Below are 26,323 nucleotides of genomic sequence, written 5' to 3' on the forward strand. Positions count from 1 at the left end.
TTATTCTCAATATCATCGGTAATGCTTGTATTTTTGAAAGAATCTAATGTTTTTTCTTTCAAAGAAAAGAATTGAGATATTGCTTTTCGTAACAATCGCAGATTCTATACCAGCTGTAATACATTGAGATGACATCGTTTGCAGATACGACAAAACGGTCTGCGACACCGCCCCTTCTTTTCGGTGTCGCAGACCGTTTCATTTGTTTAGGATGGCGCTATTCCGCCGATCCGATGCATTTCACTTGGCAAGACCAGATTCACGCAGAGCCGCGAAACCACCCTTGAGATCGTCGAGGATGTCTTCGATGTTCTCGGTGCCGATGGACAGGCGGATGGTGCCCTGGTGGATGCCCTGGTCCTCGAGCTCCTCCACTGTCTCCTGAGAGTGCGTGGTGGAGGCCGGGTGGATCACGAGGCTCTTGGCGTCGGCCACGTTGGCCAACAGGCTGAACAGGTGCAGGTTGTCGATGAACACACGTGCCGCGTCCTTGCCGCCCTTGATGTCGAAGGTGAAGATGGAGCCGCCGCCATTCGGGAAGTACTTCTTGTACAGCCCATTGTCCTTGCGGCCTTCGATGGACGGGTGGGAGATGGATTCGACTTCCGGAACGGTCTTCAGGTAGTCGATGACCTTCAGCGCGTTCTCAACGTGGCGTTCGACACGCAGCGACAGGGTTTCGGTTCCCTGCAGCAGCAGGAAGGCCGCGAACGGAGACAGGGTGGCGCCGGTGTCGCGCAGCAGGATGGCGCGGATGCGGGTCACGAACGCGGAACCGCCCAGGGCCTCGTAGAAGTTCAATCCGTGATAGGACGGATCCGGCTCGGTCAGGGTCGGGAACTTGCCCGGCACTTCGGCCCAGTTGAAGTTGCCGCCTTCCACGATCACACCGCCGAGGGTGGTGCCGTGGCCGCCGATGAACTTGGTTGCGGATTCGACTACGACGTCAGCGCCGTGCTCCAGCGGGCGGAACAGGTACGGGGTGGCGAAGGTGTTGTCGACGATCACCGGCAGATGATGCTTGTGGGCGATGGCGGTGATGGCTTCGAAGTCCGGCAGGTCGGCGTTCGGATTGCCGAAGGTCTCGAAGTAGACGAGCTTGGTGTTCTCCTGGATGGCGTCCTCGAACTCCTGCGGATTCTCGGCGGAGACGAAGGTGGTGGTGATGCCGTCACGCGGCAGGGTGTGACGCAGCAGGTTGAAGGTGCCACCGTAGATGTTCTTGGCGGCGACGATGTGATCGCCGGACTGGGTGATGTTGCGCACCGCGTATTCGACCGCGGCTGCGCCGGATGCGACGGCCAGGCCTGCGGTGCCGCCTTCGAGGGCTGCGATGCGGTCTTCGAACACACCTTGGGTGGAGTTGGTCAGGCGGCCGTAGATGTTACCTGGATCAGCCAGTCCGAAACGGGCCTCGGCGTGGTCGAAATTATGGAACACGTAGCTGGTGGTCTGGTAGATCGGCACCGCACGGGAATCGGTTGCCGGGTCGGCCTGCTCCTGGCCGACGTGAAGCTGCAGGGTTTCGAAGCGGTAGTTTTTGGAATCTGCCATGGTTTCTGCTCCTTGTGTGGAATGGTTCGTTGCTTGTCTTGCTGACCACCCGCCTTGCCGTGTGTGGCGGTTGGTCAGGTGTTGGTAGTGACAATAATCCGGCCGCTCTCTGCAATGCAAGCCGAACGTTATCGCACTTGCCTATACCCCTTTATAAACCGTTGCAATCATTGCCATTCGAGCCCTGCAAAACCGTTCTGACAACCGTTTGAAAATCTGCGACACGCCGGCAAACGGTGCTGCGGTGATACACCGTGCGAAGCGTCAGGACTCCGAAGTCAGACGGGCGGCTAAAGTCGTGGTCAGACAATCGCAAGAGAGGGTTTCAACATGGATGACGTGATTCTGTATGATCGCGACCCGCATTATGTTCCGCGCGTTGCAGCGGTGCATGACATGTGCGGCTACGGCAATTGCTCGCTGACGGCGGCCATTCCGATCCTGTCGGCGGCCGGATGCGACGTATGTCCGGTGCCGACCGCGCTATTTTCGGCACACACGCGCTACAGCGTATTCACGTTCCACGATACGACTGAGATTTTGGACGGCTATCTGGACGCATGGCGTAAGGAAAACGTCGATTTGGACGGCGTGTATTCCGGTTTTCTTGGCTCCGCCGAACAGGTTGAGATCATCAAACGACTGTATTCGCAATATCCGCATGCCCTACGTTTGGTGGATCCGGTAATGGGAGACGGCGGCGAAATCTACGCCACATACACGCCGGAACTCTGCGAAGCTATGGGCACGCTGGTGGATGGCGCCGACGTGCTGATGCCGAATTTGACGGAAGCGTCCATACTGACGAAGCGCGCATATCCGGGGCGTGATCTGAGCGATGCCGAAGTAAATGACATGATTGACGCATTGCTTGATTTGGGTGCGAAAAACGTGGTTTTGAAAGGCATCGACCATAACGATGGCATGATTCGCAATTATGTTGCCTCAGCTGCTTCGGGGGCTTCCGGCAAGCAGGAGCTTGCTCACAGCAAGCTGCCGTTCATGACGCATGGTACCGGCGACGCGTTCGCTTCCGCACTCTGCGGTGCGCTGATGGCGGGCAGGCCGTTAGCCGAATCGGCGCATATCGCAGGCGAGTTCGTACGTCATGCCATGGAAAACACGCAGTATCAGCCGCATCATGATGAACGTGGCGTGAGCTTCGAACTGAATCTTGACGAGCTGACGCAGCTGGTCCATTGCTGAGCATTCCGATCGTATACGGTTTCGGGCGTTCCATAGCCATTGGTCCCGTGGAGCAATGTGGATAACGGCAAGTTATCCACCGACTATCCCAAACACGCCCGAAACCGTATCCTTTATCCACATTTGCCGTTCACGCTTGCTTCACACCGGTTCTTTCTGCTGGACTTGAACCATGAACGGCAACACAACACATGACTCTCCGACCGCAACGCAGCGTTCGGAACAGCTTCTTGATTCCATCACGCAGCGATTGCATGACGGTACGCTGTGCGCACGGCAGCTCGGCGAACTTGGCGAACAGTATGCGGCCGCATGGCTGGAAAGCCAAGGCTGGCAGACGCTCGATCGCAATTGGCACTGCCGGTATGGCGAACTCGACATCGTCTCACGCGACGAAGCGGGAATCATCGTCTTCGTCGAAGTCAAAACCAGGCGGACGCTCCGCTACGGCACTCCGCAGGAAGCCGTGACGCCATCTAAGCAGATCAACCTGCGCCACGCGGCCGTGCAATGGCTGTCAGACAGCGACCATCGCACACCACACAACGGCGTACGATTCGACGTCATCACCGTCATCGTACGTGACGGCAAGCCGCTTATGCACCATATCGAAGGAGCGTTCTGATGGCCATCGGCAGCGCACTTTCCGTAGGGCTGATCGGACTGAAAGCCTTCATCATCCAAATCCAGGCGTTCGTCTCCCCCGGACTTCCTTACTTCTCCATCATTGGACTTCCCGACACCTCGCTTTCCGAAGCGAGGGAACGTGTCAAATCTGCATGCCAGGCCAGCGGCGCAAAATGGCCGGAAACACGGGTCACAGTCAATCTTTCACCGGCATCCATGCCCAAACGCGGCTCCTCTCATGATCTGGCGATCGCAGCGAGCGTGCTCAGCGCATCCGGAACGATACCCCACGATTGCCTGAACGACACCGTCGTGCTCGGGGAAGTGAATCTCGACGGCACGGTGCTTCCCATCAACGGCCTACTGCCGATTCTGCTGCATGCACGCGATCAAGGCACCTGCAAGGTGATTGTGCCGCATGCCAATCTGGACGAAGCCGCCCTCGTGCCCGACGTCAACGCCATCGGCGTGCGCCACGTGGGCGAATTAATCGAACTGATGGGAGGCACCGCGAAGTACGAGATTCCCGACCTGATCAGGGACGTGAACCCCAACGACGCCGCCATGTCGATATACCCTTCCCCAGGAGACATGAATGAGGTCATGGGGCAGGAAACGGCCAAATGGGCGTTGGAGGTGGCGGCCGCAGGTGGACACCATCTGATGATGACCGGCCCTCCCGGTACCGGAAAAACCATGCTTGCTTCGCGCATTCCCGGCATTATGAGCCCGTTAAGCGAATCGGAACAGCTGGAAGTCGCATCAATCCGCTCCCTATGCGGCACATTGCCCAGCTATGGCATCAGCGACATTCCACCATTCGAAGCGCCGCACCATACCGCATCCACCGCGTCCCTGGTCGGCGGTGGCGCAGGGTTGGCGCAGCCAGGCGCGATCACACGGGCGCACCGGGGCATTCTGTTCATGGACGAGGCGCCCGAATTCTCGGCACGCACCCTGCAAACATTGCGCGAACCCTTGGAATCCGGGTACGTGGCAATATCGCGTGCGAAAGGCACCACCTACTATCCAGCGAGATTCCAACTGATCATGGCGGCCAATCCCTGCCCCTGCGGTTACGCCTACGGCAACGGCGAACGCTGCACATGCAAGGAAAAAGACCGTATCAAATACTTCAGCCGACTGTCCGGTCCGATCCTCGACCGCATCGACATTCAAATCGAAGTGCCTCCCGTGGAACGAATCAATCCAGGGATGGCTCCTTCCGGCGAATCCAGCCACGCCATTCGCCTGCGGGTCATCGTGGCAAGGCAAACCGCGCAGGAGCGTTTTCATGAATTCGGGTGGGTCTGCAATGCGCAGGCCACCGGAACATGGCTTCGCGCCAACACGTCCACGAAAGCCATCGAACTGGTGAACCATGCGTTGGCCAGTGAACGGCTCAGTCTCAGAGGTGCAGACCGTGCCATGCGGCTCGCATGGACTCTGGCCGACCTATCAGGCAAAACCTCTCCGGGACCGGAAGAGATGATGCAGGGAATCTCCATGAGGACGAAGCTGACATGAACGAAAATACGAATGCGAACGGCAACGCAACCGCTATCGACGACGAGACCCTGGCACGTGCGGTGCTCACCTACTGTCTGGACAGCGCCGACGCGATGATGTACGCGCTGATCAAAGGCATCGGATCAGCCACGCACACCTTGCAACTACTCGCCGACAGCGGTCCAGGCAATCATGAAAACGTGGCCACGGCCGCTTGCAAAACCCTGGATGCGGCGTTCATCAACGGCATCACGCGTTGGGGGCGCAGCATCAACTCCCGCGGCATGGCCTCATTCCATGGCGCGATGGTTTCCTGGCAGCATCGTTTGACCACACTGCCCAGCACCGATTCCGACGAGCTCAAGGATTGGTTCACAGCAGGGGGTACACAGTGGATCGTCGCACCACACCATCCCTGCTGGCCTTCGCAGCTCGCCGACCTCACCATGCATACGGATTGGGCCGCCCCATTATGCCTTTGGGGGCAAGGCAGCCCGCAAGCATTGGTGTCATGTCCGGAACCGATCGGCGTCGTCGGATCACGCGGAGTGAGCGAATACGGAAGGCAAAGTGCACACGAGCTCGCCAAACAGGCAGCCCGTGCAGGGCACCTCATAGTATCCGGGGGCGCCTTAGGCACCGATGCGGCAGCCCACTGGGGTGCCATCCAAGCCATGGACGAAATCGGGGCGCCCCTCGCCGGCCGCACCGTCGCGGTATTCGCCGGAGGCCTCAACCATATCGGGCCGAAAAGCAACGAACGCCTTTTTGAAACCATCATCAACCACTCCGGCGCACTGATCTCGGAACTGTGCCCAGGAACCGCTCCGGAAGCCAGACGGTTCCTCATTAGAAACCGTCTGATAGCGGCCTTGTCGTCCAGCCTCATCGTCGCCCAGGCGCGCGCACGTTCAGGCGCGCTCAACACCGCGGGATGGGCCGACGAACTCAACCGCCGCATATTCGCGGTGCCAGGAGACGTGACCATGCCACACAACACGGGATGCAACCGGCTCATTCAAGAAGGACGAGCAACCATCATCTGCTCGCTGACCGACATCGATGAATTCTGCCATGCCTCGCACCGCCCTCAACCAGTCGCCATAGACGACGAACAGACGGAACAGCCAACCGACGACGTCCTGCCGGAATCAGACGACACCACCAGAACCATACTGAAAGCCATACGAAAATGCGACGCGAAATATGGCCATGTCTCCACTGACGGACTGCTCGCCATGCTGGCAGAGACCAATCCCGGAGAATATCCGATCCCACGAATCGTCCTGGAACTCGGCGTACTGGAACTCAACGGGCTCATCAGCACGCAACACGGCAACATCACCATCGTCAACGCAAACACCACGCAACAGCGCAACTGACACCACCAATCGTCACAGCCATCGACAAACAAACACACACAGGAGCATGCGAAACACGCATACGACAACATGCCCGCCATCCAACGAACCACAGCGAGGTCACACCCTGTGCGAAAATCGTTGGTATGAGTCCGAAGCATGTTGAAGATATGTATGATGCAGTAATCGTCGGCGCAGGAGCGGCAGGTCTTTCCGCAGCGTTAGGAATGTTACGAAGCGAAAAGATGCAGGAGCTGAGGGAAGCCGGCATCGAACCGAATATTCTGGTGATTTCCAAGCTCCAGCCGTTGCGCTCGCACACCGGTTCCGCAGAGGGCGGCATCGCGGCCAGCCTCGGCAATGTCGAACACGACGATTGGCATTGGCATTACTACGACACCGTCAAAGGCGGCGATTGGCTGGTCGATCAGGATGCGGCCGAACTGTTCGCGCAAGAGGCTCCGGCAACGGTCATCGAACTGGAACATGCCGGCGTGGCGTTCTCCCGCACCGAAGACGGGCACATCGCCCAGCGTCGTTTCGGCGGGCACACCAAGGATTTCGGCAAGGAACCAGTTCGACGAGCCGCATACGCCGCAGACCGCATCGGCCATCAGATCCTCTTCTCGCTGTGGCAGCAGTGCGTGGCGGAAGGCGTCGAATTCGCAGAGGAATGGTATGTGACCGATCTGGTGGTCTCCGAGGATGGCGCCAAGGCCGAGGGCGTGGTGGCGTTCGACACGCATAAGGGGCAAGTGCACGCCATTCATGCGCGCAACGTGCTTCTGGCCACCGGAGGCGCAGGACGTCTGTTCCACACCACATCCAATTCGTGGGATCTGACCGGCGACGGCATGGCGCTTGCCCTGCACTCTGGATTGCAGCTGGAAGACAGCGAATTCGTGCAATTCCACCCGACCGGTTTGGCACATACCGGCATTCTGCTGTCGGAAGCGGCCCGCGCGGAGGGAGGCGTGCTCCGTAATGCCGATGGCGAGGCCTTCATGGAAAAGTATGCTCCGGGCCATGCCGATCTGGCCGCGCGAGACGTAGTCAGCCGTTCCATCACCGCTGAAATCGACGCCGGACGTGGCGTGGCGGATCCGAAGGATCCAGATGGCCCAAAGGATTGCGTGTGGCTCGATATGACCGGCATTGATGCCGACCATATGCATGAAGTGCTGCCTCAGGTGGTGGAAACCATCGAAAAGTACGCCGACCTTGACCCGACCAAGGATTATGTGCCAGTCAAACCGACCGCACACTACACCATGGGCGGCATTCCAATCACCACCAACGGTGAAGTATATCGTTGGGTTGACGGCGAACGCTCCATTGTTGACGGCCTGTTCGCGGCCGGCGAATGCTCGTGTGTATCCGTGCACGGCGCGAACCGTCTTGGCGGTAACTCCCTGCTGGACGCCTGCCTGTTCGGTACTCGTTCCGGCAAGGCTCTTGCGGAACGTATCGCCGCCACTCCGGTGAATGATCCGATGGCCGAAACCGTCGAAGATGCCGAAGATGGAACAGACGATGTACAGCAGGCCGCCGATGCGCGTTCCTCTGAATTGAAGGAACTTCTGACGCAGCTTCCTGAAGACAACGAGCACGCTTCTGATAATCCATACCAGCTTATGGCCGATTTGGGATCCGTCATGGAGCGGGCTGTCGCCGTGCGTTGCGATGCGAACAGCATCAAGCAGGCGCAGACCGTATTGCACGACGAGCTGGAGGTACGCGCTCAGGCCTTGCATGCGCATTCCGATTCCTCCACGTTCAATCAGGAGATCACCGCCATTTGGGAGGTGCGTCATCTGCTTGAGCTTGGTTCGGCCGTGCTTGCGGCTTCCGACGCACGTCATGAATCCCGTGGCTCGCTGAAGCGGCTTGACTTCCCCGAACGCGATGACGAACACTTCCTCGCCCATTCCATGGTGGATGATTCCGGTCAGATCTCCTGGCAGCCGGTGCATATTGTGAACATGCCGCCAAAGGCCCGTGAGTACTGAGCCCTCTGGGCACGGTGTATGGCAAACTTGTTGTCGGTTTTTATTGGAAAGGCGAGTAGATGAGCGGTATGGAAAACGGCATGAACACGGTGACGTTGCGGGTCAATAGGTTCACCCCGCGCCCCGAACGTGCCCGCGACCGCGAACGCGGGGGCTCCCCGTTCGCCAGGAAAAGCTCTCCGTTCGGAGATTCCGGCGCGTCGACGCGTCGCCGTCCCCGCGGCAAGCAGTGGGTGCAGGATTACACGTTAAACGTGCGTCCGGAAGACACGGTGCTTGATTGCCTGTTGAAGATCAAGCGAACCGTCGATCCGACTTTGGCGTTCCGCTATTCCTGCGGCCATGGCATGTGCGGTTCCGACGCGGTGTCCATCAATGGCACACCGACGTTGCTGTGCACCGCTTCCGTCAGGGATTGGGCCAAGCAGCCGAATGCCGTATTAGTGGACGATGAAGGATTCCGCCATACCGGAGATGCAGATGCGTCGCTTGCAGATGACGCCGCTTCCGTTTCTTCAGGCGATCTTGGCGTGATCGAGCTCGCGCCCCTGCCGGGTTTCCCCGTACAGCGTGATCTGGTTGCCGATATCGATCAGATGCTCGATCAGATCAGGAAGCTTAAGCCGTATTTGCAGGCCAATAACGAATTAGCCACCACCAAAGACGGCAAGATCAATGCTTTCGAATATCTGCAGAATCCTCAGCAGCTCGCCAAATATGAGCTGCTCACCAATTGCATCGCCTGCGGCACTTGCGAAGGAAGCTGCCCAGTGTACGCCGGAGGCGAGGCGTTCATCGGTCCAGCGGCGTTGATTGCCGCGTCTCGCTTCATCAACGATTCGCGAGACGGACAGGCGAATGCTCGTATGGATGCCATTGATTCCGCGGACGGTATCGCAGCATGTCAGTCGGTTCGCGCCTGCACCCGCGAATGCCCGCGCGGCATCGATGTCGGCGAGGAAATCTGGCAACTGATCGCCCAAGTCAAGGAACGCTGAACCCATGGATAGAACGTCGTATACCAATCTCGCCAAATCTTGGGAATACGTTGAGGATCATGCGTTCTCACGCCAGTCGACCAGCCTGAACGCCATTCGTACCCACGCCGAAGAAGCGGGCATTCCGCAAGGTTCCGCAGCACAGGCGGAGTTGTTGCGCATGCTGGTGCATATGGTGAATGCGTCGTCGGTGATTGCCGTCGGCACTGGTTCCGTAGTGGAAACGTTGCAGCTCGTCAATGGTTTGGATAACAGGGGACAGCTTACCGCGGTTGACTCCTCTTCACAAGGCATTGCGCTGATTCGTACGCTGTTCAATCGTCTTTCCGACGAGACGCAGACCACGCTTCGTGCGGTAAATGCTCCTGTCAACGTGTTTCTGCCGCGTTTGAACGCCGAAACATACGATTTGATCGTTGTTGCCGGCGATGCCGAAAATTATGCTGCCTCTTTTGAACAGGCTCCCCGCCTGCTGAAGAAGCATGGTGTGATCGTATTCACGGATGTGCTCGCTTTCGATGCGGCAACTTCCGCAGGCGGCGTATTGAATCCCGCCAATCGTGACGCCAAATCCATTGCCATGCGTACCCTGTTGGAAACCGTGGAGTCCGATGAACGTTTCATCACCGCGCTCACTCCGACCGGTACGGGTCTGCTCGTAGCGGTCAAGCGCTAGCACGGCCGTTCCCAGCGGACTACCGTTTGATACATAAAGCCGACGCTCACGATATGTGATGAGCGTCGGCTTTTTGTTGTGTCTGACATATGGCGCGGAATGTCATACGTCGGAACGTCGTTATTTGGTCTTTGGATGTGCGCTGATCATCTGGCTGATCACAACGGTGCCGTCTTCAAGCACGGATTCCACTTCCCCGGCAGCGTCCTCGTCGGCAGTGTGATGCTTATGTTTCAACGATGCGGCAGCGGCCAGTTCGAACTTCTTGGATTGACGGCTCAGCAGAATGCCGGAGATCACCGCCGCGACCATGGAGCCGACAAGCACGCCGAAGCGTGCCTCCGCAGACAATTCGGCATCCTTATATGCGAGCGAGGAGATCAGGAACGACACGGTGAAGCCAATGCCGCAAGCGCAGGCTGCGGGGAACATGTCGCGCACACGCAGCCCCTTGGCCATCTTCAATCCAGCCACATGCGTGGAAAGCCAGGCCGTGATCATGATGCCCAAAGGCTTGCCGACCACCAACGCCACCATGACGGCAACAACGACTGGCGAAACGAACAGCGCCAAAGTCAACGATTCAAAATGCACACCAGTGGCGAACAATGCGAAAATCGGCAAGGCCAGCAATGCGGAAAACGGTTGCAGCTTGTCCGCATAACGTTCGGCGCGTGGAGTCTTTTCGCCGTAGCGTTCATGCGCGGGAGTAAGCAGACCTACCAGCACACCAGCCAAGGTGGGATGCACACCAGCTTCAAACATCATCACCCAAGCCAGAATACCGACGATGGCCACGGCGAACCACGGCACTTTGCGCATGCGCACGAGGAAATACCATACGACCGCGCATACGGCGATGCCGACGAACCAGTACCATGCGTTCACCGAGGAGAAGAACACCGCAATCAGAATGATGGCAAGCAGATCGTCCACCGTGGCCAATGTCATCAGGAACGCACGAATGGAGCCTGGCAACGCCTTGGCGAACAAGGCAAGCACGGCCAGCGAGAACGCGATATCCGTGGCTGTAGGAACCGCCCAACCGTGGGACATCTCACCAAATGTGAAATTCGTTCCGGAAGCGATGACCAGCGGATCGGAACCGAAACCGGAGAACAGGAACAGCGTCAACAGGAATAGCACCGGCGGAGCCATCATGCCACCGACCGCGCACAGCATCGGCACCGCAGCCGCCTTGGGATTCGACAGCGAGCCGGTAGTAAGTTCCTGCTTCAATTCCAGTCCAACGGTCAGGAAGAACACCGTCAGAAGGCCGTCTTGCACCCAGTGGCCCAATCCCATGTCGATATTGGTGTAAGGAATGGCGACGTGGAAGTTCTCCAGTTCTTCGAACGCATGTGACGTGAACGGCAGGTTCGCAAGCAGCAGACCGGCGAGTGCGAAACCGAGCATGATCAAACCCGATATGCGATCGGAAGCGGCGATATATCGTATTTTCGCCCAGAGTCCCTGCTTACGTTCGGTCATTGCTCTCCCGTCTGTTGCCGCGAGTATCCGCGGACCGCCATTCACTTAAGAAAAGCGTCTGCGGTATTGGCATGCGCAGACGCTTCAATAGCGGTTCCAGTGTACCGAGAGGTGTCGGCGTTTATGTTTCCAAACCGTCTTTTTCACTGGGATTCACGGTTTTATTCGGCATGGCGGCTTTTCTTGTACCGCGCCGTTCGCCCGGAGAGAAACCGAACGTATCTCTGCAACAGCCGCTTTGCATAGACGTACCGGCGGGTTTGCGTCAATCGCATGGATTCGAACACTATTCACAGCAGTGCCGCCGTTACTCTCAAAAAAGAAAGCCTCCCTCGCATTTCGCGAGGGAGGTTCATGTGCGCGAGACAGGATTCGAACCTGCGACCTGCTGATCCGTAGTCAGCTGCTCTAATCCGCTGGGCTACTCGCGCAACGTCATCTCATTTCTTTATGCCACCTGATGACCGGTGGCCAGTGCGCGAGACAGGATTCGAACCTGCGACCTGCTGATCCGTAGTCAGCTGCTCTAATCCGCTGGGCTACTCGCGCAACGTTGCTTGTTTTCGGCAACTCGAATAAGATACACCCAAATGACCACGAAACAAAATCTCGGCGTGTCGCGCTTATTTTCATGGATTTCATAGAGAGATTCACGTTTGCTTCAGCCCCACAAAATCCGAATTCTCACGCGGCGCGTCTGCGGGGAATCTCCTCCGTCGAAACCTTCAGCAGTTTCGGAGTGCCGGAGCCATTGACGGAAGCCTCATCCACCACCACTTCCGACACGCCGGTCATACTTGGCAACTGGAACATCGTATCTTCCAAGGTCTTCTCAATAATCGATCGAAGGCCTCGGGCACCCGTGCCCCTGCGAATCGACGTGGCCGCAATCTGCCTCACTGCGCCTTCGGTAAACGTCAACGTCACCCCATCAATCGCAAACAGCTTCTGATACTGCTTGACCAAAGCGTTTTCCGGTTCGACCAGAATGCGCGCCAAATTGTTTTCCGTCAACTCCTCCAGCACGCTCACCACCGGCAATCTGCCGATGAATTCAGGCAATAAGCCGAAATCGGCAAGATCGTCGGCCGATGCCTGGGCAAGCAACTCACGCTTCGGCACCTCGTGATCATGCCAGGCCGCACCAAATCCGCTTTCGCGAGCACCCAGGCGCTGTGCCACAATATCGGCAAGTCCAACGAAAGCACCACCGCAAATGAACAGAATGTCGCGGGTGTCGATCTGCACCGTTTCCATTTCTCGATGTTTGCGTGAACCTTCCACAGGCACGGAAGCTACAGTGCCTTCCAAAATCTTCAGCAGGGCCTGCTGCACGCCTTCACCTGACACATCGCGTGTAATAGACGTGTTTTCGCCGCTTTTGCGCGCTATCTTGTCGATTTCGTCAATATAGATGATGCCCTGCTGCGCTCGCGCCACATCGCCGTCAGCGGCCTGGATAAGGCGCTGCAGCACAGTTTCCACGTCGTCGCCCACATAACCGGCTTCGGTGAGCGTAGTGGCGTCGGCGATCACGAACGGCACGTTCATGACTTTCGCCAGCGTCTGCGCAAGATACGTCTTGCCTACGCCGGTAGGCCCCAGCAGCAGAATATTCGATTTGGCCACCTGCACGCCAGCCAACGGATCGTCGTTTTTGCGGGTTGCCCGATCTCTTAATTCCGCGGATTCGCGCATTTCCATGTTGACGCGCTTGTAATGGTTGTATACGGCCACGGAAAGCGTGCGTTTGGCTGAATCCTGCCCAACCACGTAGTTGTCGAGATAGGCGCTGATCTGGGCCGGTTTCGGCAACTGCAACGTGTTCAGCTGGGCGTCCTTGACACGCTCCTCGGAAATGATGTCGACGCATAGCTCGATGCATTCGTCGCAAATGGCCGCACCCGATCCGGTAACGAGCTTGCGTACCTGATTTTCCGTTTTACCGCAGAACGTGCACCGTGACACTTCGTCGTTGTAGCTGACCACTCGTCCCATTCGCACCCCTTTGTTTTGCGTACCTGCCATTGAGCAACCGATGTCATGCAATCGTCATTGAAAAACACAATACCCCTGCCGACGCCCGGCAGGGGTATTGATTTGTGAAGATGCGACTTCAGATGGAACCTCTCATATGCGCCGTTCAGTTACGGTGTTCCAGCACTTCGTCGACGATGCCGTATTCCTTGGCCTCAGGTGCGGTCAGGAAGGTGTCGACTTCGATGTCCTTGCGGATCTTCTCCACATCACGACCGGTATGCTTGGCCAGCGTGTTTTCCAGCCATTCGCGCATACGAAGCATTTCCTTGGCCTGAATTTCGATTTCCGTGGCCTTGCCGAAGCCCTGATCGATGGCCGGCTGGTGAATGAGCACGCGGGCGTTCGGCAGCATCAGACGCTTGCCCTTGGCACCGGCGGCCAGCAGGATGGCGGCCGCGGAAGCGGCTTGGCCGAGGCACACGGTCTGCACGTCCGGCTTGATGTACTGCATGGTGTCGTAGATGGCGGTCATGGCCGTCATGGAACCACCCGGGGAATTGATGTACATCATCACGTCACGGTTCGGATCCTGGCTTTCGAGCACCAGCAGCTGGGCCATGATATCGTCGGCGGACGTGTCGTCGACCTGCACGCCCATGAAGATGATGCGATCCTCGAACAGGCGGGTGTACGGATCCTGCCTCTTGAAACCGTATGGGGTCTTCTCTTCGAACTGCGGCAGAACATAACGATTCTGCGGAGCGAAAGCAGCCTCACGGGCGGCGGCGGCTTGGAATCCGACCACTCCGGCCGGACCTGCAAGTCGTTCCGCGCGGGCTACGAACTGGGATTCTTCGCTTGCCATGTTCACTCTCCCTTGGTGGCGTTCATCGTGTCATGCGTGGAAACGAGCTTGTCCACAAAGCCGTATTCCAACGCTTCCTGCGCGGTGAACCAGTGGTCGTACTCGTTGTCGCGGTAGATTTCCTCAACCGTGTGGCCGGTCTGCTCAGCCGTCAGCTCGCTCATGGTCTTCTTCATATCCATGATCAGCTCGGCGTTGATACGCACGTCGGTTGCAGTACCGCCGATGCCGCCAGAAGGCTGGTGCATGAGCACGCGGGCGTGAGAGGTCAGGAACCTCTTGCCCTTGGTGCCGGAGCTCAGCAGGAACTGGCCCATGGATGCGCACATACCCAGACCAACGGTCGCCACGTCAGGCTCGATGAGCTGCATGGTGTCGTAAATGGCCATGCCTGCGGTGATGGAACCACCCGGGGAATTGATGTACAGCCAAATATCCTTCTTAGGATCTTCGGCGGCCAGCATCAGCATCTGCGCGCAAATGCGGTTGGCCATCTCATCTTTGACTTCCTCACCCATCCAGATGATGCGGTCCTTCAGCAGACGGTTGAAAATCGGATCGGCGGGCCCGGCCGGCATATCTTCGCCGGCCATGACGGGCAGGGGTGCACTGAGGTTGCTCACCTTGTCTCCTTTTCCTATGTTCTCTATAGTTTCACAGCCTACCGCTTCGAAGCGACGGGTGATGAAATTGCGCTCACAGTGGAGTCTTCGCGCACCTCGATATGCGTCTTTGAGGGACTGCTTGACGAACTTACTTGACGATGGTGTTGTATTCGGGAACGCCCATATAGTTGTAGTTCACTTCCACACCTTTGGCCGAAGCCGCGGTCACGTTGGTATACCACAAAGGAATCACCGGCAGATCCTTCAGCAACACACGCTCACTCTGCTGATACAGGATCACGGCCTTGTCCAAATCGGTTTCCGCAGCCGCCTGATCGATCAGCGCATCGAATTCGTCGCTCTTGTAATCACCGTTGTTCAAACCCTTGCCATCCGCGGCCGAAGAGTCATATGCCTGCACCAAATAACCTTCCGGATGCGGGTAGTCTGACTGCATGCCCGACTTGAACGCCGCATCGATGGTGCGCTCCTGAATGGCGCTCCTCAGCTCTTTGGACGTGGAGAATGGGTAACTTTCAGCATCGATACCAAGAGCGTTGCGAATGGAATTGACCGCGGCCTCCACCCATTCCTTGTCGGCGCCATCGGCGCTGTATGCGATGCGGAACGTTCCATTCCATGGCGAAATCGCATCCGCCTTCGCCCACAATTCCTTAGCTTTCGCCTCATCGTACGCAAGCACGCCACCAGCGTCGAGATCGGTATCGTATCCTTTGATCACGGGAGCGAGAAAATCGATTGCGGACGTCACGGTACCGCCGAAAATCACGTCGGCGATGTTTTCACGATTAATGGCATGTGCGATGGCCTGACGGCGATACCTGCCTTCCTCGCCTTGGAAATGCTTAAGATTCTGCGAAATCGTAAATGCTGAGAACGACGGACCGGGCTTGCTGACGGCGGTGATGTTCCTTTCGTTCTGATAGGTTTTCAGCGCGGAGGTAGGAATGGAATCGAGCACGTCAAGATTGCCTGCCAGCAGATCCGAATAGGCCGCGTCAAGGCTGTGATACACCTTGAAATCGATGCCTGCGTTCTTGACTTCGCGCGGCCCCTTGTAGGAGTCATCTTTTTCAAGAATGATTTCTTCGACGCTTTTGTACGCCTTCAGCTTGTACGGGCCGTTGCCGATCGGTTTTTGTCCGTATGCCTTGGGATTTTTGATGACTTCGGACGGCATCGGCAAGAAGGCGATGTCTCCGATTTTGTACAGGAACGCCGAGTTCGACGCTTTGAGCTTGACCTTCAGCGTGGTGTCGTCGACCACGGTAAGGCCGGATAGCTGCGCGGTTTTGGAACCTTCAGCATCCTGCAGCTCATCGTAGCCCTGAATGTCTTCGAAAATGGAGGCTCCCACCTGCCCGTTGGCCGCGTTGGCCGCGAACGACCAGCTTTTCGCATACGTGTCGGCAGTGATCTTCTCACCATTAGAGAAGGTCAAATTCGGCTTGAGCACGATGGTGTATTCGGAAGCGTCATCATTCGGCGTGATCGATTCGGCTTCGACCAGTGTTTCATTGCCTTCCGTGTCGAATGTGACCAGACCGTCGTACAGTTGGCTGACGACCTTCCATCCGGACATATCACTGGTATCGCTTGGCAGCAGACCGTTCGACGGTTCCGTAACGTTGACGCTAACCACCTTATCGGCACTGGCGACTTTGGTTACGGTATCTTTCGTTTCCACGGATCCGCAGCCCGCAAGCAGCGCGACGATGGAAAGCGCTGCAGTGATTGGCTTGAGCAGGCCGGCGGTAATGCTGCCATGCGGACGTTGGTTGTTCATTGCTGTCCTCTCGATAATGGTAGAGACAGCATAGCAAGCCGGCATTTCCTGACGAAACGCTTTCCTCACATTACGCTACAGGCTTTTTCTATAGCCGGTTATTTACGTTTTGCACCGATTCGGAACGCCGCAATCAGGCAGCAGATAGCTACGGAGACAATGACAATCATCGTGGCGAACGTCCAACTTCCGCCGACAGCTGTGGCATGACGGAACGCATCACTGCCCTCTTCGCCCGAACCGGACTGGGCCACCGACAGAATCGTGGAGAAGAGCGCCGTGCCAGCGGCACCACCAAACTGCAGGCAGGTATTGAACACCGCATTGCCGTCCGGCATAAAATGAGGCGCGATATTGCGTAACGCGTTGGTCATGATATTGGAAAAACCAAGCGAATAGCCAAGCCCGAAAATGAAATAGAAACCGGCAAGCATGACGGATGTCAGTCGCATGGAAAATACCAGCAACAGAATCGGCCCGCAAATCGCGGCGAAAAACGCGACGAGAATCGGACGCACCGGTCCGAAACGGTCATACAGCATACCGCCAACCGGTGCGAAGAACGCACCGATCAAAGCGCCGGGCAACACCAAAGCACCGGCGAGGAACGCGCTGGTGCCCAACGAAAGCTGCGCCACATTGGTGATCACATAGCCAAAACCAATGCCGACGATCGGCAGCAGCATATAGGCGACCAAATGCAACAACACCATCGGATCACGTAGCCATCCCAAACGAATCAGCGGCGAGAACGAACGCTTCGACGACCAGCCGAAGAACAACAGCGAACCCAACCCAACTATCAGACTCACCACGGCGAACACCGCCGACACCGTGGCGCTACTGCCGGCAACCGCAGCGCTGACCGCAACACCAGCCTGATTCAGGAACATCACCAATCCGCACAGCGCAAGCACAATCGAAACAAACTGCAACGGATTGAGACGCGCTTCTTCCGTCGGACGATGCTGTTCGATGCATTTCAAACCGACAGGCAGCGAAATCATCAGAATAACCGGAATGACGATTACGAAAATCGCACGCCATGGCAGAATACTCGACACCGCGCCGCCCACGGTCGGTCCAATTGCCGGAGCCACAGTAATGACCAGCGAGCCAACGCCCATCAATCGTCCGACCTTGCTCTTTGGCGACTGCTCAAGAATGATGTTGATCATCAGCGGCGTGGCCACACCGGAACCCATGCCTTGAATCACGCGGGCAGTGAGAATGACCGGGAACGCATGGCCGACGATCATGATCAACGAACCGAGCACCGCAAGCGACACCGCGGCAAGGAACAGCGTGCGATGCTTGAACCGACGGTTGAGGTACGACGACAACGGCATGGTTGCGGCCACCACCAGCAGATAGATGGTGGTGATCCATTGCACAGTTGCGGTATCGACGTTGAATTCCCGCATGAGTTGCGGGAACAGTACCGTCATGACGGTTTCGGTGAGAATGCCAATGAAGGCGAGGGAGCCGACCGCCACAATCGCTCCGATGAGTTTGCCGGGGATGCGTTCGTCTGGCATTTTTCTGACGTTTTCGCTACTGTTTCGACTGATATGGCTGGTGGTTTCGAGCGTTGTATTCCGTTCTTGCATAATCACTTTCCGCGCACTTTTTCCTGCGGCCATGTGCGACGCCGCGATTGACGCATGGGCCTTGCTCATAGCAAGCAGGCATCAACCCCAACGAAGAATTTTAGCGGACCCCTAGTCCAACGGCAACGAAGAATGAGAACTGACACCACACTAGGCTCGATCAGAGTCACCGGTTTGACCACCATCCTTCTCATGCAGGATTTTGCGAATTTTCTCCAATCTCGGTTTGATCTCGTGCTCGTAACCGCGATCGTTCGGATGGTAATATTCCCGCCCTACCAGCTCGTCCGGCATGTATTGCTGCGGAGCTACGGCACCTGGCCAATCATGGGCATAGCGATACCCCTCATGATTTCCCCAACTTTTCATCAAGGCGGTCGGCGCGTTCCTCAAATGCAATGGCACTTGGCCGATCAGTCCCGCGTCCACATCGGCGAGCGCGCTGTTGATGGCGTTGTAGCTGGCGTTCGACTTCGGAGCGGTGGCAACGGCGAGCGCGGCTTCCGCGAGAATGATGCGCGCCTCGGGCATGCCGATCATGGCCACGGCTTGTGCCGCCGCGACGGTGACCTGCAGTATCTGCGGAGCCGCCATACCGACTTCCTCGGAAGCTGCGATCATAATGCGCCGTGCGATGAATCGCGGATCCTCGCCCGCGCGCAACATCCGTGCCAGGTAGTGCATGGTGGCGTCCGGGTCGGATCCACGCATGGATTTGATGAATGCGGAGATGACGTCGTAATGGTCGTCGCCGTCTTTGTCATAGCGCACGGTGGCCACATCCATGACCTGCGACACCACATCAGGGGTGATAGTCGGTCGTTTTGCGCCTTTTTTACGCGCTTTGTCACCAGTAAGCGCCCCTGCGGCCGCTTCGAGGATCGTCAATGTTTTTCGTGCGTCACCTCCGGCCATGCGCACGATTTCGTCGATGGCCTCATCGTTGATTTTGACTTCGTTCTTAAGCCCGTGCTCACTTTCCACAGCCCGATTGATGAGCGTTTTCAAATCGTCGGGTTCCAGCGATTCGAGTTTGACAACCACGGATCGGCTCAACAACGGTTTGATGACGGAAAAGCTTGGATTTTCCGTGGTGGCCGCAATGAAGGTGACGTCACGGTTTTCCACGCTTGGCAGCAATGCGTCCTGCTGCGATTTGGAGAACCGGTGCACCTCGTCGATGAACAGTACCGTTTCCTTGCCTTCCGCGACAAGACGGTCATGGGCACGTCTGAGCACGTCCCGCACGTCCTTGACGCCGGAGGTGACTGCGGAAAGCTCTTCGAAGACTCGACCGGATTGTTTGGCCACAATATAGGCGAGCGTGGTTTTGCCGACCCCTGGAGGCCCGAACAGAATAATGGAGCTCGGTGCCGTCAGCGAGCCTTTGGACGCCGGATTGGCGAGCCTGCGCAGAGGAGAGCCCTGCCCTAACACCCGCGACTGGCCCACCACCTCGTCCACGCTCGACGGACGCATACGCACGGCCAGCGGACGCGTCATGTCTTCGGGAGCGTCCATCGCGCCAAACAAATCCTCAGTCATAACTTCTACTGTACCGCAACATACGCAATAATTCGAACACACGTTCGACATTCGAGTTCATGCCAGACGGTAGACTGGCAATCATGGCTGACGATATGAATTACGGTTCTTTGGGCGCGTTGGCGCCGAGTTGGAGCGATGGCGAGCGCAACATCGACACGGACGAGATCTACGAGCGCTTTTTCGAGTGGGTGGCGGACATCAAAGGCGTTGAGCCGTGGCCCCATCAGGAAGAGGCCATCATGGACCTGCTCGCAGGCGACCATGTCATTTTGAACACACCCACCGGCTCCGGCAAATCACTGGTGGCGTTGGGCATGCATTTCGCGGCGCTGTGCACGGGCCGTCGCTCGTATTACACGGCTCCGATCAAGGCGTTGGTGTCTGAGAAGTTCTTTGATCTGGTGGAGGTGTTCGGTCGTGAGAACGTCGGCATGATCACCGGAGACACGCACATCAACGCCGATGCTCCGATCATCTGCTGCACTGCGGAGATTCTCGCGAACCAAGCATTGCGTGAGGGCCGTCATGCCGATGTCGGCTGTGTGGCGATGGACGAATTCCATTATTATGGCGATGCGGAGCGCGGTTGGGCTTGGCAGGTTCCGCTGCTGACGTTGCCGAACACGCAGTTTTTGCTGATGAGCGCCACATTGGGCAACGTCGATGCGATCGCCGACAAACTGGAGGATATGACGGATACGGACGTCGACATCATCGCCGATGCGCCGCGCCCGGTGCCGTTGACGTACGAGTACACGCTCGACCCGTTGGAGAAGACCGTCGAACTGGCGTTCGGCAGAGGCGAAACACCGATTTATGTGGTGCATTTCTCCCAAGACGCCGCATTGGAGACGGCGAACGCCCTGGCAAGCACGGGCGTGTCCAGCAAGGAACAACGTGCCGCTATTGCGGAGGCGATCAAGGGCACGAAGTTCACCACCGCATTCGGCAAGATTTTGCAACGTCTGTTGCGCACCGGAGTCGGCATTCACCATGCGGGTATGCTCCCCCGCTATCGTCGTCTGGTCGAGCAGCTCGCCCAGCAGGGTCTGTTGCCGGTGATCTGCGGCACAGATACGTTGGGCGTCGGCATCAACGTGCCCATCCATTCCGTGGTGCTGACCGCATTGACCAAGTTCGACGGCACGAAAATGCGCAAACTGCGGGCCCGAGAATTCCATCAGATCGCAGGACGTGCGGGCCGTATGGGCTTCGACACGGAAGGGTTGGTCATCGCCGAAGGACCGGAATTCGAAATCGAGAACGCCAAGGCTCTCGCCAAGGCAGGCAACGACCCGAAGAAACTCAAGAAAGTCAAGCGCAAGAAGGCGCCGGAAGGTTTTGTCACGTGGAATGAGAACACGTTCGACAAGCTGATCGACGCGGCCCCTGAAACTTTGGTGCCACATATGAAGGTCACGCATTCCATGGTGTTGAACGAAGTGGCGCAGGGCGGCGACGCACGCTACCGCATCGATCGCCTGATCGACGATTCGGCGCAGACTCCGGAACAGAAGGAGCGTCTTCATGATCGTGCCGACGAGATCTTCCAAACGCTGTTCGACACGAATGTGATCGAAACAGAAGACCGCGACGATGGCGGCAAGGACTATTTCATGACCGTCGACATGCCGGATGATTTCGCACTTGACCAACCGTTGAGCCCGTTCCTGCTGGCCGCGTTGGAACTGCTTGATCCGGAATCGGAAAGTTACGCGCTTGACGTGATTTCCATGGTGGAAGCCACGTTGGAGGACCCGAAGCAGGTGTTGCGCGCGCAGGAACGTCAAGCTCGCGATGCGGCGATGATTCGCATGAAGGAAGATGGCCTCGACTATGACGAGCGCATGGACCGCTTGCAGGAAATCACCTATCCGAAACCACTGGAAGACATGCTTCAAGCGGCGTTCGACGAGTACCGCCATGATGTGCCTTGGGCCAACGATTACTGGTTGAGCCCGAAATCGGTGATCCGGGACATGGTCGAAACGGCCTCCGATTTCACTGGTTACATCTCGCGCTACAACATCGCCCGCTCCGAAGGCACGCTGCTGCGCTATCTATCTGACGCATATCGCACGCTGGCACGTACCGTTCCTTTGGAGAAGCGTAACGAACAGTTACGGGACATCATCTCCTGGCTGCGCGTTGTGGTTCGTTCCATCGACTCCTCGCTGGTCGACGAGTGGGAGAACGCAGGAGCCGGCACCGACGCTTCCGAAGCCGCCGCGAACCTGGCCGCGCCCGGTGCGAAGCAGGCCGTGGTGGAAGATCGTCGAGGCCTCACCGTGCTCGTACGCAATGCCATGTTCCGCCGCGTACAGCTTATGGATCTCGACAAGCCCGATGAACTTGGCGCGCTTGACAAAGACTGGGGTTATGGCGTGCACGAATGGGAGGATGCGCTCGACGACTTCTACGATGAACACGAATACGTCAACACGGATGCGAAAGCCCGTAGCGGCGAGCTGTTCATCCTCGACGATTCCAAGGAGAACAGCGAACACAGCTGGAAAGTGCGTCAGATCATCGACGATTCCGATGGCGACCATGATTGGGCCATCACCGGAACCGTCGATCTGGATACCACACAGTCGAGCGGCGAAGTCGTGTTCTTCGACTACAGCGTTTCCAACTGACGTCGCATCTCGTCGGCGTCGACTTCCAGGGGCGGCCAGATCATGTTCATGTTCTTCAATACGTTACGGAGCAGTTCAGACACAACCGCCCTTGAATACCAACGATTGTCGGCAGGCACCAGGTACCAGGGCGCCTGCTCGGTGCTCGTACGCGCGAACACGTCCTGCCATGCGGCCATGTAGTCGTTCCAACGGGCACGCGCTTCAAGGTCGCTGGGGTCGAACTTCCAATATTTGGTCGGATCCTCCAGCCTGCCGAGGAAATGCTCCTTCTGCTCCTCTTTGCTCACCACAAGGAATATTTTGATGATGGAGCATCCGTCCGCGACCAATTGCGATTCGAATCGGTTGATTTCGTCATATCGCGCCTGCCATACCTCTTCCGGATAGGTTTTGTAAATGCGCGGCATGACGATATCTTCATAGTGCGATCTATCGAAAATGGAGATCCAACCATTCTGCGGCAGTTCCCGTTTGATGCGCCACAAATAATCGTGGTCCTTTTCCTCGCCTTTGGGAGCACCGAAACCGTGATAATGCATGCCCATCGGATCGCCCTGGCTGAATACGTGACGCACGATGCCGCCTTTGCCGGAAGCATCCATGCCCTGCAGAATAATCAACAGACGACGGCGGGAACCTTTCACTCCATTGGCGTACATAAGCCGCTGATATCGTGCGATTTCAGAAGAACTGATCGCAATGAATCGTTCCGCATCATCTTTGTTGCCGTCGAAACCCGGCGTGGAATCGCCATCGATTGCAGCGACCCTCGTATCATGATGGAATCGCAATAACTGACTGGGCGGAAGCGTCCACACGGAACTGAGCAACTCGCTGGCCTTGGCAACATTCGCAAGCCCTTCGGCAACGGAACTGCAGTTCTCCCCCTTCTCAAGCCTGTCCTCAACCTTGTTCAACGTCTTCGCAATGGACGACGTCTTCGCATCCTTGTCTTTGTCTGACATGTCAAGCCTCCTCGCTTGTCCCCTATGATAGACGATGCGGCGATTGAACCGTGGCATCGCCGCACCCAATCGCCGCATCCCGCTTTTCTGACGTTTTGTCTGACTTCTTTCACGCAATAGGGCGCTGATTCCTCGCTCTTTGCAAGAAACCAGCGCCCTATCGGTCTTCTCAGATCAAATGACGTCACCGCTTGGGCTTATCACCCTTTGATTTGTCTGACTTCGGCTTGTCGAATCTCAGCTTGTCCTGCTTGGACGTATCTTTGATCGGCCTGCCGTTCTTATCGAACTCGACTTGGCTTTCCGGATGCGTCTCATCGAATCCCTGAACATAGCGGGTCTGACGCCAATGGCGAATCGACGCGTTGGAACCACGATGGTGCACATGGTACAGGCGCTGGGCACCGCCAAGCGGCACACCTTCCCTAGCCACGGCGATCTGGTTCACGTTCGACGGATCCATAATGGCGATCGGAGCGACCGGTTCCGGTTCGGCAGGTGCCGCAGTGTGCTTCTGCATGCGTTCCGGCAGCCATTCCGCAAGACGGCTCAGCAGCCAGCATGCGATGAAGTAGATGACGGCAGCCACAACCAATGTCTGCAGAATATTGAAGTACATCGAACCAAGTCGACGCGATTCCTGCAGCAAATCGGTGTACATGATGATCGAGCCGAGAGCGGTATCCTTCAGTACCACCACCAACTGCGTCACGGCGGCAGGAAGCATGGCGTAGATGGCCTGTGGCACTTCGATTTCCATCAGCGACTGCGTGCGGGTCAAGCCCAAGGCGAGCGACGCCTCACGCTGGCCGTTCGGCAGGTTGCCGACACCGGAACGAACCAGCTCGGCCACCACGGAACCGTTGTAGATCACCAATGCGAGCACCACAGCCCAGTATGCGGGGCTTGACATGCCTGCGAAAGCGAACCAACGCCAGAAGAAGATCATCAGCAGCAGCACAGGGACCGCACGTGCGAACTCAACGATGGCGCCGGAAATCGCACGAATCACGATATTCGGCAGCAGACGGCCGATACCGAAAATCAGACCGAACAGCACTGCGCCGATCACTGCCAACACGGAAGCTCGAATCGTGGCCCACAATCCGGGCAGATAGAAATCGGTCCATGCTTCAGCGTCAAGCGCCGGCTTCCACAACTCCCAGCTCAGCTGGTTCTCGCCATCCGGCGGATTGTGAAGCCTCATGAGAATGAGCACAACTACGATTGCGAAGACAATGCCGGCAATCCAGTTGACGATACGAATGGTTTTACGGGTCTTAGGACCGGGCTGGTCGAACAGCACCGCGCTTTCATCGCTTGCCATGGTGCGTCACCTCCTCACCGCGAGCTTGTTGGACAGATACGTGGTCAGCATGCCGATCGGAATGATCAGAATCACATAACCGAATGCGAAGATCAGGAAGATCGGAACAATCACGTCGGAACGGTATTCGATCATTTCGCTCATCAACGACGAGGTTTCGGTGGCGACGGAAGCCGCGGCCGCAACCGTGGAATTCTTCAGCAATGCGATCAACGTGTTGCCCAGCGGTGCCACGGAGCCACGGAACGCCTGAGGCAGAATGATCTGGGTGGCGGACTGCATGAAGTTCAATCCCAGCGCACGGCAGGCTTCAGCCTGGCCAAGCGGCACGGTGTTGATGCCGGATCGCAGCGATTCGCACACGAAGGCCGCCGTATACAGGCTCAAACCGGTGACGGCAAGCCAGAAGAAGTTGGTGGCGAACGTGTCGGAGAAGCTGAGCTTCAGCTGCGCGTAGGCACCCAGCACCATGAACACCATGATGATGGTCAACGGCAGGTTCTTGAACAGCTCGACGTAAGCACCCGAGACCATACGCAGCGACGCGACCGGCGAGATGCGCATCATCACGAGGATGACGCCAAGAATCGTGGAGAACAACGCCGACCACAGGGTCAGTTCAATGTTCACCAAGAACGCAGCCGGCACATTGTACTGGCTGAACAATGAGATGAACGCTTCCATTATCTCTCCCCCTCAGTCGGCTCCGGCGGATTGTACTTCGCGTTCGGCGTGTATGCGGTGCCCTTCGTGTTGTCGGAAATGGCACGCTGCCAAGAACCATCCTGGATCATATCGGCGATGGCGTTGTTGATCTGGGTGGCCAGCTTCGTATCGCCCTTCTTGATGCCGACGCCGTAATACTCCTGGGTGAACGGCTTGCCGACCACGCGCAGACGGCCGCGGGACGCGGAGGCCAGACCAGCCAAAATAATGTCGTCGGTGGTCACCGCATCAACAATGCCAGAGAACAGTGCGGTAGCGCACTCCGCGTAACCAGGCTGCTCCATGAGCTGCACTTCGTTGGCGAACTTCTCCTTGACGGTGACCGCGGAAGTGGAACCGGTCACGGAGCACAAACGCTTGCCGTTCAGATCCTCAGGTCCCTTGATGGAGGTTTCGTCTTTACGAACGAGCAGATCCTGACCCGCCACGAAATACGGTCCGGCGAAGGAGACGACCTTCTTGCGTTCGTCGGTGATGGAGTACGTGGCGACGATGTAATCGACGTCACCGTTCTGCAGCATGGCTTCACGCTGCTTCGACGGTGCCTCCTTCCATACGATCTGGTCTTCGGAATAGCCGAGTTTCTTGGCGATGTACTTGGCTACGTCAACGTCGAAGCCGACATACGTGCCGGACTTTTTGAAGCCCAGACCAGGCTGGTCGAATTTGATACCGATGCGAATCTTGCCATCGGCGTCGTCCGCGCCGCAGGCGGACACTGCGAACACGCATGCGCATGCGCAGAAGGTCGCTATAACCCTGCGTAGCATACGCTTCGCCCTCATAGAAAGTTTCATATCGAAAATCCTTCTTCTGT

Annotated in this window: 20 protein-coding genes and 2 tRNA genes; 8 read left to right on the top strand and 14 right to left on the bottom strand. The window is 57.3% G+C overall.

Going from position 1 to position 26,323, the window contains the following annotated elements:
* Window positions 1–240: 240 nt before the first annotated feature.
* The gene (locus tag NBH13_RS02520) at window positions 241–1,554 is read right to left on the bottom strand and encodes an O-acetylhomoserine aminocarboxypropyltransferase/cysteine synthase family protein (RefSeq protein WP_144164565.1); all 1,314 of its coding nucleotides are present in this window, start codon (window positions 1,552–1,554) and stop codon (window positions 241–243) included.
* Between the two features lie 330 nt (window positions 1,555–1,884).
* Between NBH13_RS02520 and NBH13_RS02525 the strand changes: the two genes are divergently transcribed.
* The 7 genes from NBH13_RS02525 (at window position 1,885) to NBH13_RS02555 (ending at window position 9,940) form a co-directional block, all read left to right on the top strand.
* Window positions 1,885–2,760, top strand: coding sequence for a pyridoxamine kinase (locus NBH13_RS02525; protein ID WP_144164563.1), 876 nt, complete (start codon window positions 1,885–1,887; stop codon window positions 2,758–2,760).
* Between the two features lie 172 nt (window positions 2,761–2,932).
* On the top strand, window positions 2,933–3,385 hold the full coding sequence (locus NBH13_RS02530) for a YraN family protein (RefSeq protein ID WP_144164561.1): 453 nt from the start codon (window positions 2,933–2,935) through the stop codon (window positions 3,383–3,385).
* Window positions 3,385–4,914 carry a YifB family Mg chelatase-like AAA ATPase gene (locus NBH13_RS02535; protein WP_250778795.1) on the top strand — a complete coding sequence of 510 codons (1,530 nt, stop codon included), beginning with the start codon at window positions 3,385–3,387 and terminating at the stop codon, window positions 4,912–4,914. Before NBH13_RS02530 ends, NBH13_RS02535 begins: the two co-directional genes overlap by 1 nt.
* Entirely contained in the window at window positions 4,911–6,278 is a 1,368-nt protein-coding gene (locus NBH13_RS02540) for a DNA-processing protein DprA (protein WP_144164557.1), read from the top strand. The genes NBH13_RS02535 and NBH13_RS02540 overlap by 4 nt, the downstream gene beginning before the upstream one ends.
* A gap of 125 nt (window positions 6,279–6,403) precedes the next feature.
* On the top strand, window positions 6,404–8,266 hold the full coding sequence (locus NBH13_RS02545) for an FAD-binding protein (RefSeq protein ID WP_250778803.1): 1,863 nt from the start codon (window positions 6,404–6,406) through the stop codon (window positions 8,264–8,266).
* A 59-nt stretch (window positions 8,267–8,325) separates the two neighbouring features.
* The gene (locus NBH13_RS02550) at window positions 8,326–9,264 is read left to right on the top strand and encodes a succinate dehydrogenase/fumarate reductase iron-sulfur subunit (protein WP_099570751.1); all 939 of its coding nucleotides are present in this window, start codon (window positions 8,326–8,328) and stop codon (window positions 9,262–9,264) included.
* A 4-nt stretch (window positions 9,265–9,268) separates the two neighbouring features.
* Window positions 9,269–9,940, top strand: a complete 672-nt coding sequence (locus NBH13_RS02555; RefSeq protein WP_099570752.1) for an O-methyltransferase — start codon at window positions 9,269–9,271, stop codon at window positions 9,938–9,940.
* A gap of 120 nt (window positions 9,941–10,060) precedes the next feature.
* Here NBH13_RS02555 and nhaA read toward each other — a convergent pair whose 3' ends face one another.
* From nhaA to NBH13_RS02600, 9 genes are all read right to left on the bottom strand, one after another.
* Complete coding sequence (gene nhaA / locus NBH13_RS02560; RefSeq protein ID WP_099570753.1) at window positions 10,061–11,431, bottom strand: Na+/H+ antiporter NhaA; 1,371 nt, start codon at window positions 11,429–11,431, stop codon at window positions 10,061–10,063.
* Window positions 11,432–11,788: 357 nt separating this feature from the next.
* A tRNA-Arg gene (locus NBH13_RS02565) sits at window positions 11,789–11,862 on the bottom strand.
* Window positions 11,863–11,906: 44 nt separating this feature from the next.
* Window positions 11,907–11,980, bottom strand: a tRNA-Arg gene (locus NBH13_RS02570).
* A 135-nt stretch (window positions 11,981–12,115) separates the two neighbouring features.
* Window positions 12,116–13,429, bottom strand: coding sequence for an ATP-dependent Clp protease ATP-binding subunit ClpX (clpX, locus tag NBH13_RS02575; protein WP_250778805.1), 1,314 nt, complete (start codon window positions 13,427–13,429; stop codon window positions 12,116–12,118).
* A 145-nt stretch (window positions 13,430–13,574) separates the two neighbouring features.
* Window positions 13,575–14,276, bottom strand: coding sequence for an ATP-dependent Clp protease proteolytic subunit (locus NBH13_RS02580; RefSeq protein WP_099570755.1), 702 nt, complete (start codon window positions 14,274–14,276; stop codon window positions 13,575–13,577).
* 2 nt (window positions 14,277–14,278) lie between these two features.
* Complete coding sequence (locus tag NBH13_RS02585; protein WP_022244890.1) at window positions 14,279–14,899, bottom strand: ATP-dependent Clp protease proteolytic subunit; 621 nt, start codon at window positions 14,897–14,899, stop codon at window positions 14,279–14,281.
* Between the two features lie 130 nt (window positions 14,900–15,029).
* Window positions 15,030–16,688 carry a peptide ABC transporter substrate-binding protein gene (locus NBH13_RS02590; RefSeq protein WP_250778806.1) on the bottom strand — a complete coding sequence of 553 codons (1,659 nt, stop codon included), beginning with the start codon at window positions 16,686–16,688 and terminating at the stop codon, window positions 15,030–15,032.
* A gap of 98 nt (window positions 16,689–16,786) precedes the next feature.
* Window positions 16,787–18,226: an MFS transporter gene (locus tag NBH13_RS02595; protein WP_250778809.1), complete on the bottom strand. Its 1,440-nt coding sequence runs from the start codon at window positions 18,224–18,226 to the stop codon at window positions 16,787–16,789.
* 222 nt (window positions 18,227–18,448) lie between these two features.
* Window positions 18,449–19,843, bottom strand: coding sequence for a replication-associated recombination protein A (locus NBH13_RS02600; protein ID WP_250778811.1), 1,395 nt, complete (start codon window positions 19,841–19,843; stop codon window positions 18,449–18,451).
* Between the two features lie 83 nt (window positions 19,844–19,926).
* On the opposite strand from NBH13_RS02600, the gene NBH13_RS02605 reads away from it, so the two are divergent.
* A complete protein-coding gene (locus tag NBH13_RS02605) occupies window positions 19,927–22,485 on the top strand; it encodes a DEAD/DEAH box helicase (protein ID WP_250778813.1) in 2,559 nt (852 codons plus the stop codon).
* Here the strand turns inward: NBH13_RS02605 and NBH13_RS02610 are convergent.
* The 4 genes from NBH13_RS02610 to NBH13_RS02625 all read right to left on the bottom strand — a co-directional run bounded on the left by NBH13_RS02610 (window position 22,467) and on the right by NBH13_RS02625 (window position 26,303).
* A complete protein-coding gene (locus NBH13_RS02610; RefSeq protein ID WP_022244898.1) occupies window positions 22,467–23,453 on the bottom strand; it encodes a PPK2 family polyphosphate kinase in 987 nt (328 codons plus the stop codon). The genes NBH13_RS02605 and NBH13_RS02610 overlap by 19 nt on opposite strands.
* A 184-nt stretch (window positions 23,454–23,637) precedes the next feature.
* Window positions 23,638–24,780 (bottom strand): amino acid ABC transporter permease, encoded by a 1,143-nt coding sequence (locus NBH13_RS02615; RefSeq protein ID WP_118269873.1) that lies wholly within the window; start codon window positions 24,778–24,780, stop codon window positions 23,638–23,640.
* A gap of 6 nt (window positions 24,781–24,786) precedes the next feature.
* Window positions 24,787–25,464 (bottom strand): amino acid ABC transporter permease, encoded by a 678-nt coding sequence (locus NBH13_RS02620; RefSeq protein ID WP_004223681.1) that lies wholly within the window; start codon window positions 25,462–25,464, stop codon window positions 24,787–24,789.
* Window positions 25,464–26,303 carry a glutamate ABC transporter substrate-binding protein gene (locus NBH13_RS02625; protein ID WP_181982039.1) on the bottom strand — a complete coding sequence of 280 codons (840 nt, stop codon included), beginning with the start codon at window positions 26,301–26,303 and terminating at the stop codon, window positions 25,464–25,466. The genes NBH13_RS02620 and NBH13_RS02625 overlap by 1 nt, the downstream gene beginning before the upstream one ends.
* Window positions 26,304–26,323: the final 20 nt, after the last annotated feature.

The organism is Bifidobacterium intestinale (assembly GCF_023656765.1).
In the GTDB taxonomy this organism is placed as follows: domain Bacteria; phylum Actinomycetota; class Actinomycetes; order Actinomycetales; family Bifidobacteriaceae; genus Bifidobacterium; species Bifidobacterium hominis.

Bases quoted from the DNA above. Each gene is read 5' to 3' on its own strand.
- NBH13_RS02525 (WP_144164563.1), top strand. From the start codon at position 1,885: ATGGATGACGTGATTCTGTATGATCGCGACCCGCATTATGTTCCGCGC.
- NBH13_RS02590 (WP_250778806.1), bottom strand. From the start codon at position 16,688: ATGAACAACCAACGTCCGCATGGCAGCATTACCGCCGGCCTGCTCAAG.
- NBH13_RS02580 (WP_099570755.1), bottom strand. From the start codon at position 14,276: ATGGCAAGCGAAGAATCCCAGTTCGTAGCCCGCGCGGAACGACTTGCA.
- NBH13_RS02595 (WP_250778809.1), bottom strand. From the start codon at position 18,226: ATGCCAGACGAACGCATCCCCGGCAAACTCATCGGAGCGATTGTGGCG.
- NBH13_RS02530 (WP_144164561.1), top strand. From the start codon at position 2,933: ATGAACGGCAACACAACACATGACTCTCCGACCGCAACGCAGCGTTCG.
- NBH13_RS02535 (WP_250778795.1), top strand. From the start codon at position 3,385: ATGGCCATCGGCAGCGCACTTTCCGTAGGGCTGATCGGACTGAAAGCC.
- NBH13_RS02615 (WP_118269873.1), bottom strand. From the start codon at position 24,780: ATGGCAAGCGATGAAAGCGCGGTGCTGTTCGACCAGCCCGGTCCTAAG.
- NBH13_RS02625 (WP_181982039.1), bottom strand. From the start codon at position 26,303: ATGAAACTTTCTATGAGGGCGAAGCGTATGCTACGCAGGGTTATAGCG.
- NBH13_RS02610 (WP_022244898.1), bottom strand. From the start codon at position 23,453: ATGTCAGACAAAGACAAGGATGCGAAGACGTCGTCCATTGCGAAGACG.
- NBH13_RS02550 (WP_099570751.1), top strand. From the start codon at position 8,326: ATGAGCGGTATGGAAAACGGCATGAACACGGTGACGTTGCGGGTCAAT.
- NBH13_RS02620 (WP_004223681.1), bottom strand. From the start codon at position 25,464: ATGGAAGCGTTCATCTCATTGTTCAGCCAGTACAATGTGCCGGCTGCG.
- NBH13_RS02555 (WP_099570752.1), top strand. From the start codon at position 9,269: ATGGATAGAACGTCGTATACCAATCTCGCCAAATCTTGGGAATACGTT.
- NBH13_RS02605 (WP_250778813.1), top strand. From the start codon at position 19,927: ATGGCTGACGATATGAATTACGGTTCTTTGGGCGCGTTGGCGCCGAGT.
- nhaA (WP_099570753.1), bottom strand. From the start codon at position 11,431: ATGACCGAACGTAAGCAGGGACTCTGGGCGAAAATACGATATATCGCC.
- NBH13_RS02540 (WP_144164557.1), top strand. From the start codon at position 4,911: ATGAACGAAAATACGAATGCGAACGGCAACGCAACCGCTATCGACGAC.
- NBH13_RS02600 (WP_250778811.1), bottom strand. From the start codon at position 19,843: ATGACTGAGGATTTGTTTGGCGCGATGGACGCTCCCGAAGACATGACG.
- NBH13_RS02520 (WP_144164565.1), bottom strand. From the start codon at position 1,554: ATGGCAGATTCCAAAAACTACCGCTTCGAAACCCTGCAGCTTCACGTC.
- NBH13_RS02545 (WP_250778803.1), top strand. From the start codon at position 6,404: ATGAGTCCGAAGCATGTTGAAGATATGTATGATGCAGTAATCGTCGGC.
- clpX (WP_250778805.1), bottom strand. From the start codon at position 13,429: ATGGGACGAGTGGTCAGCTACAACGACGAAGTGTCACGGTGCACGTTC.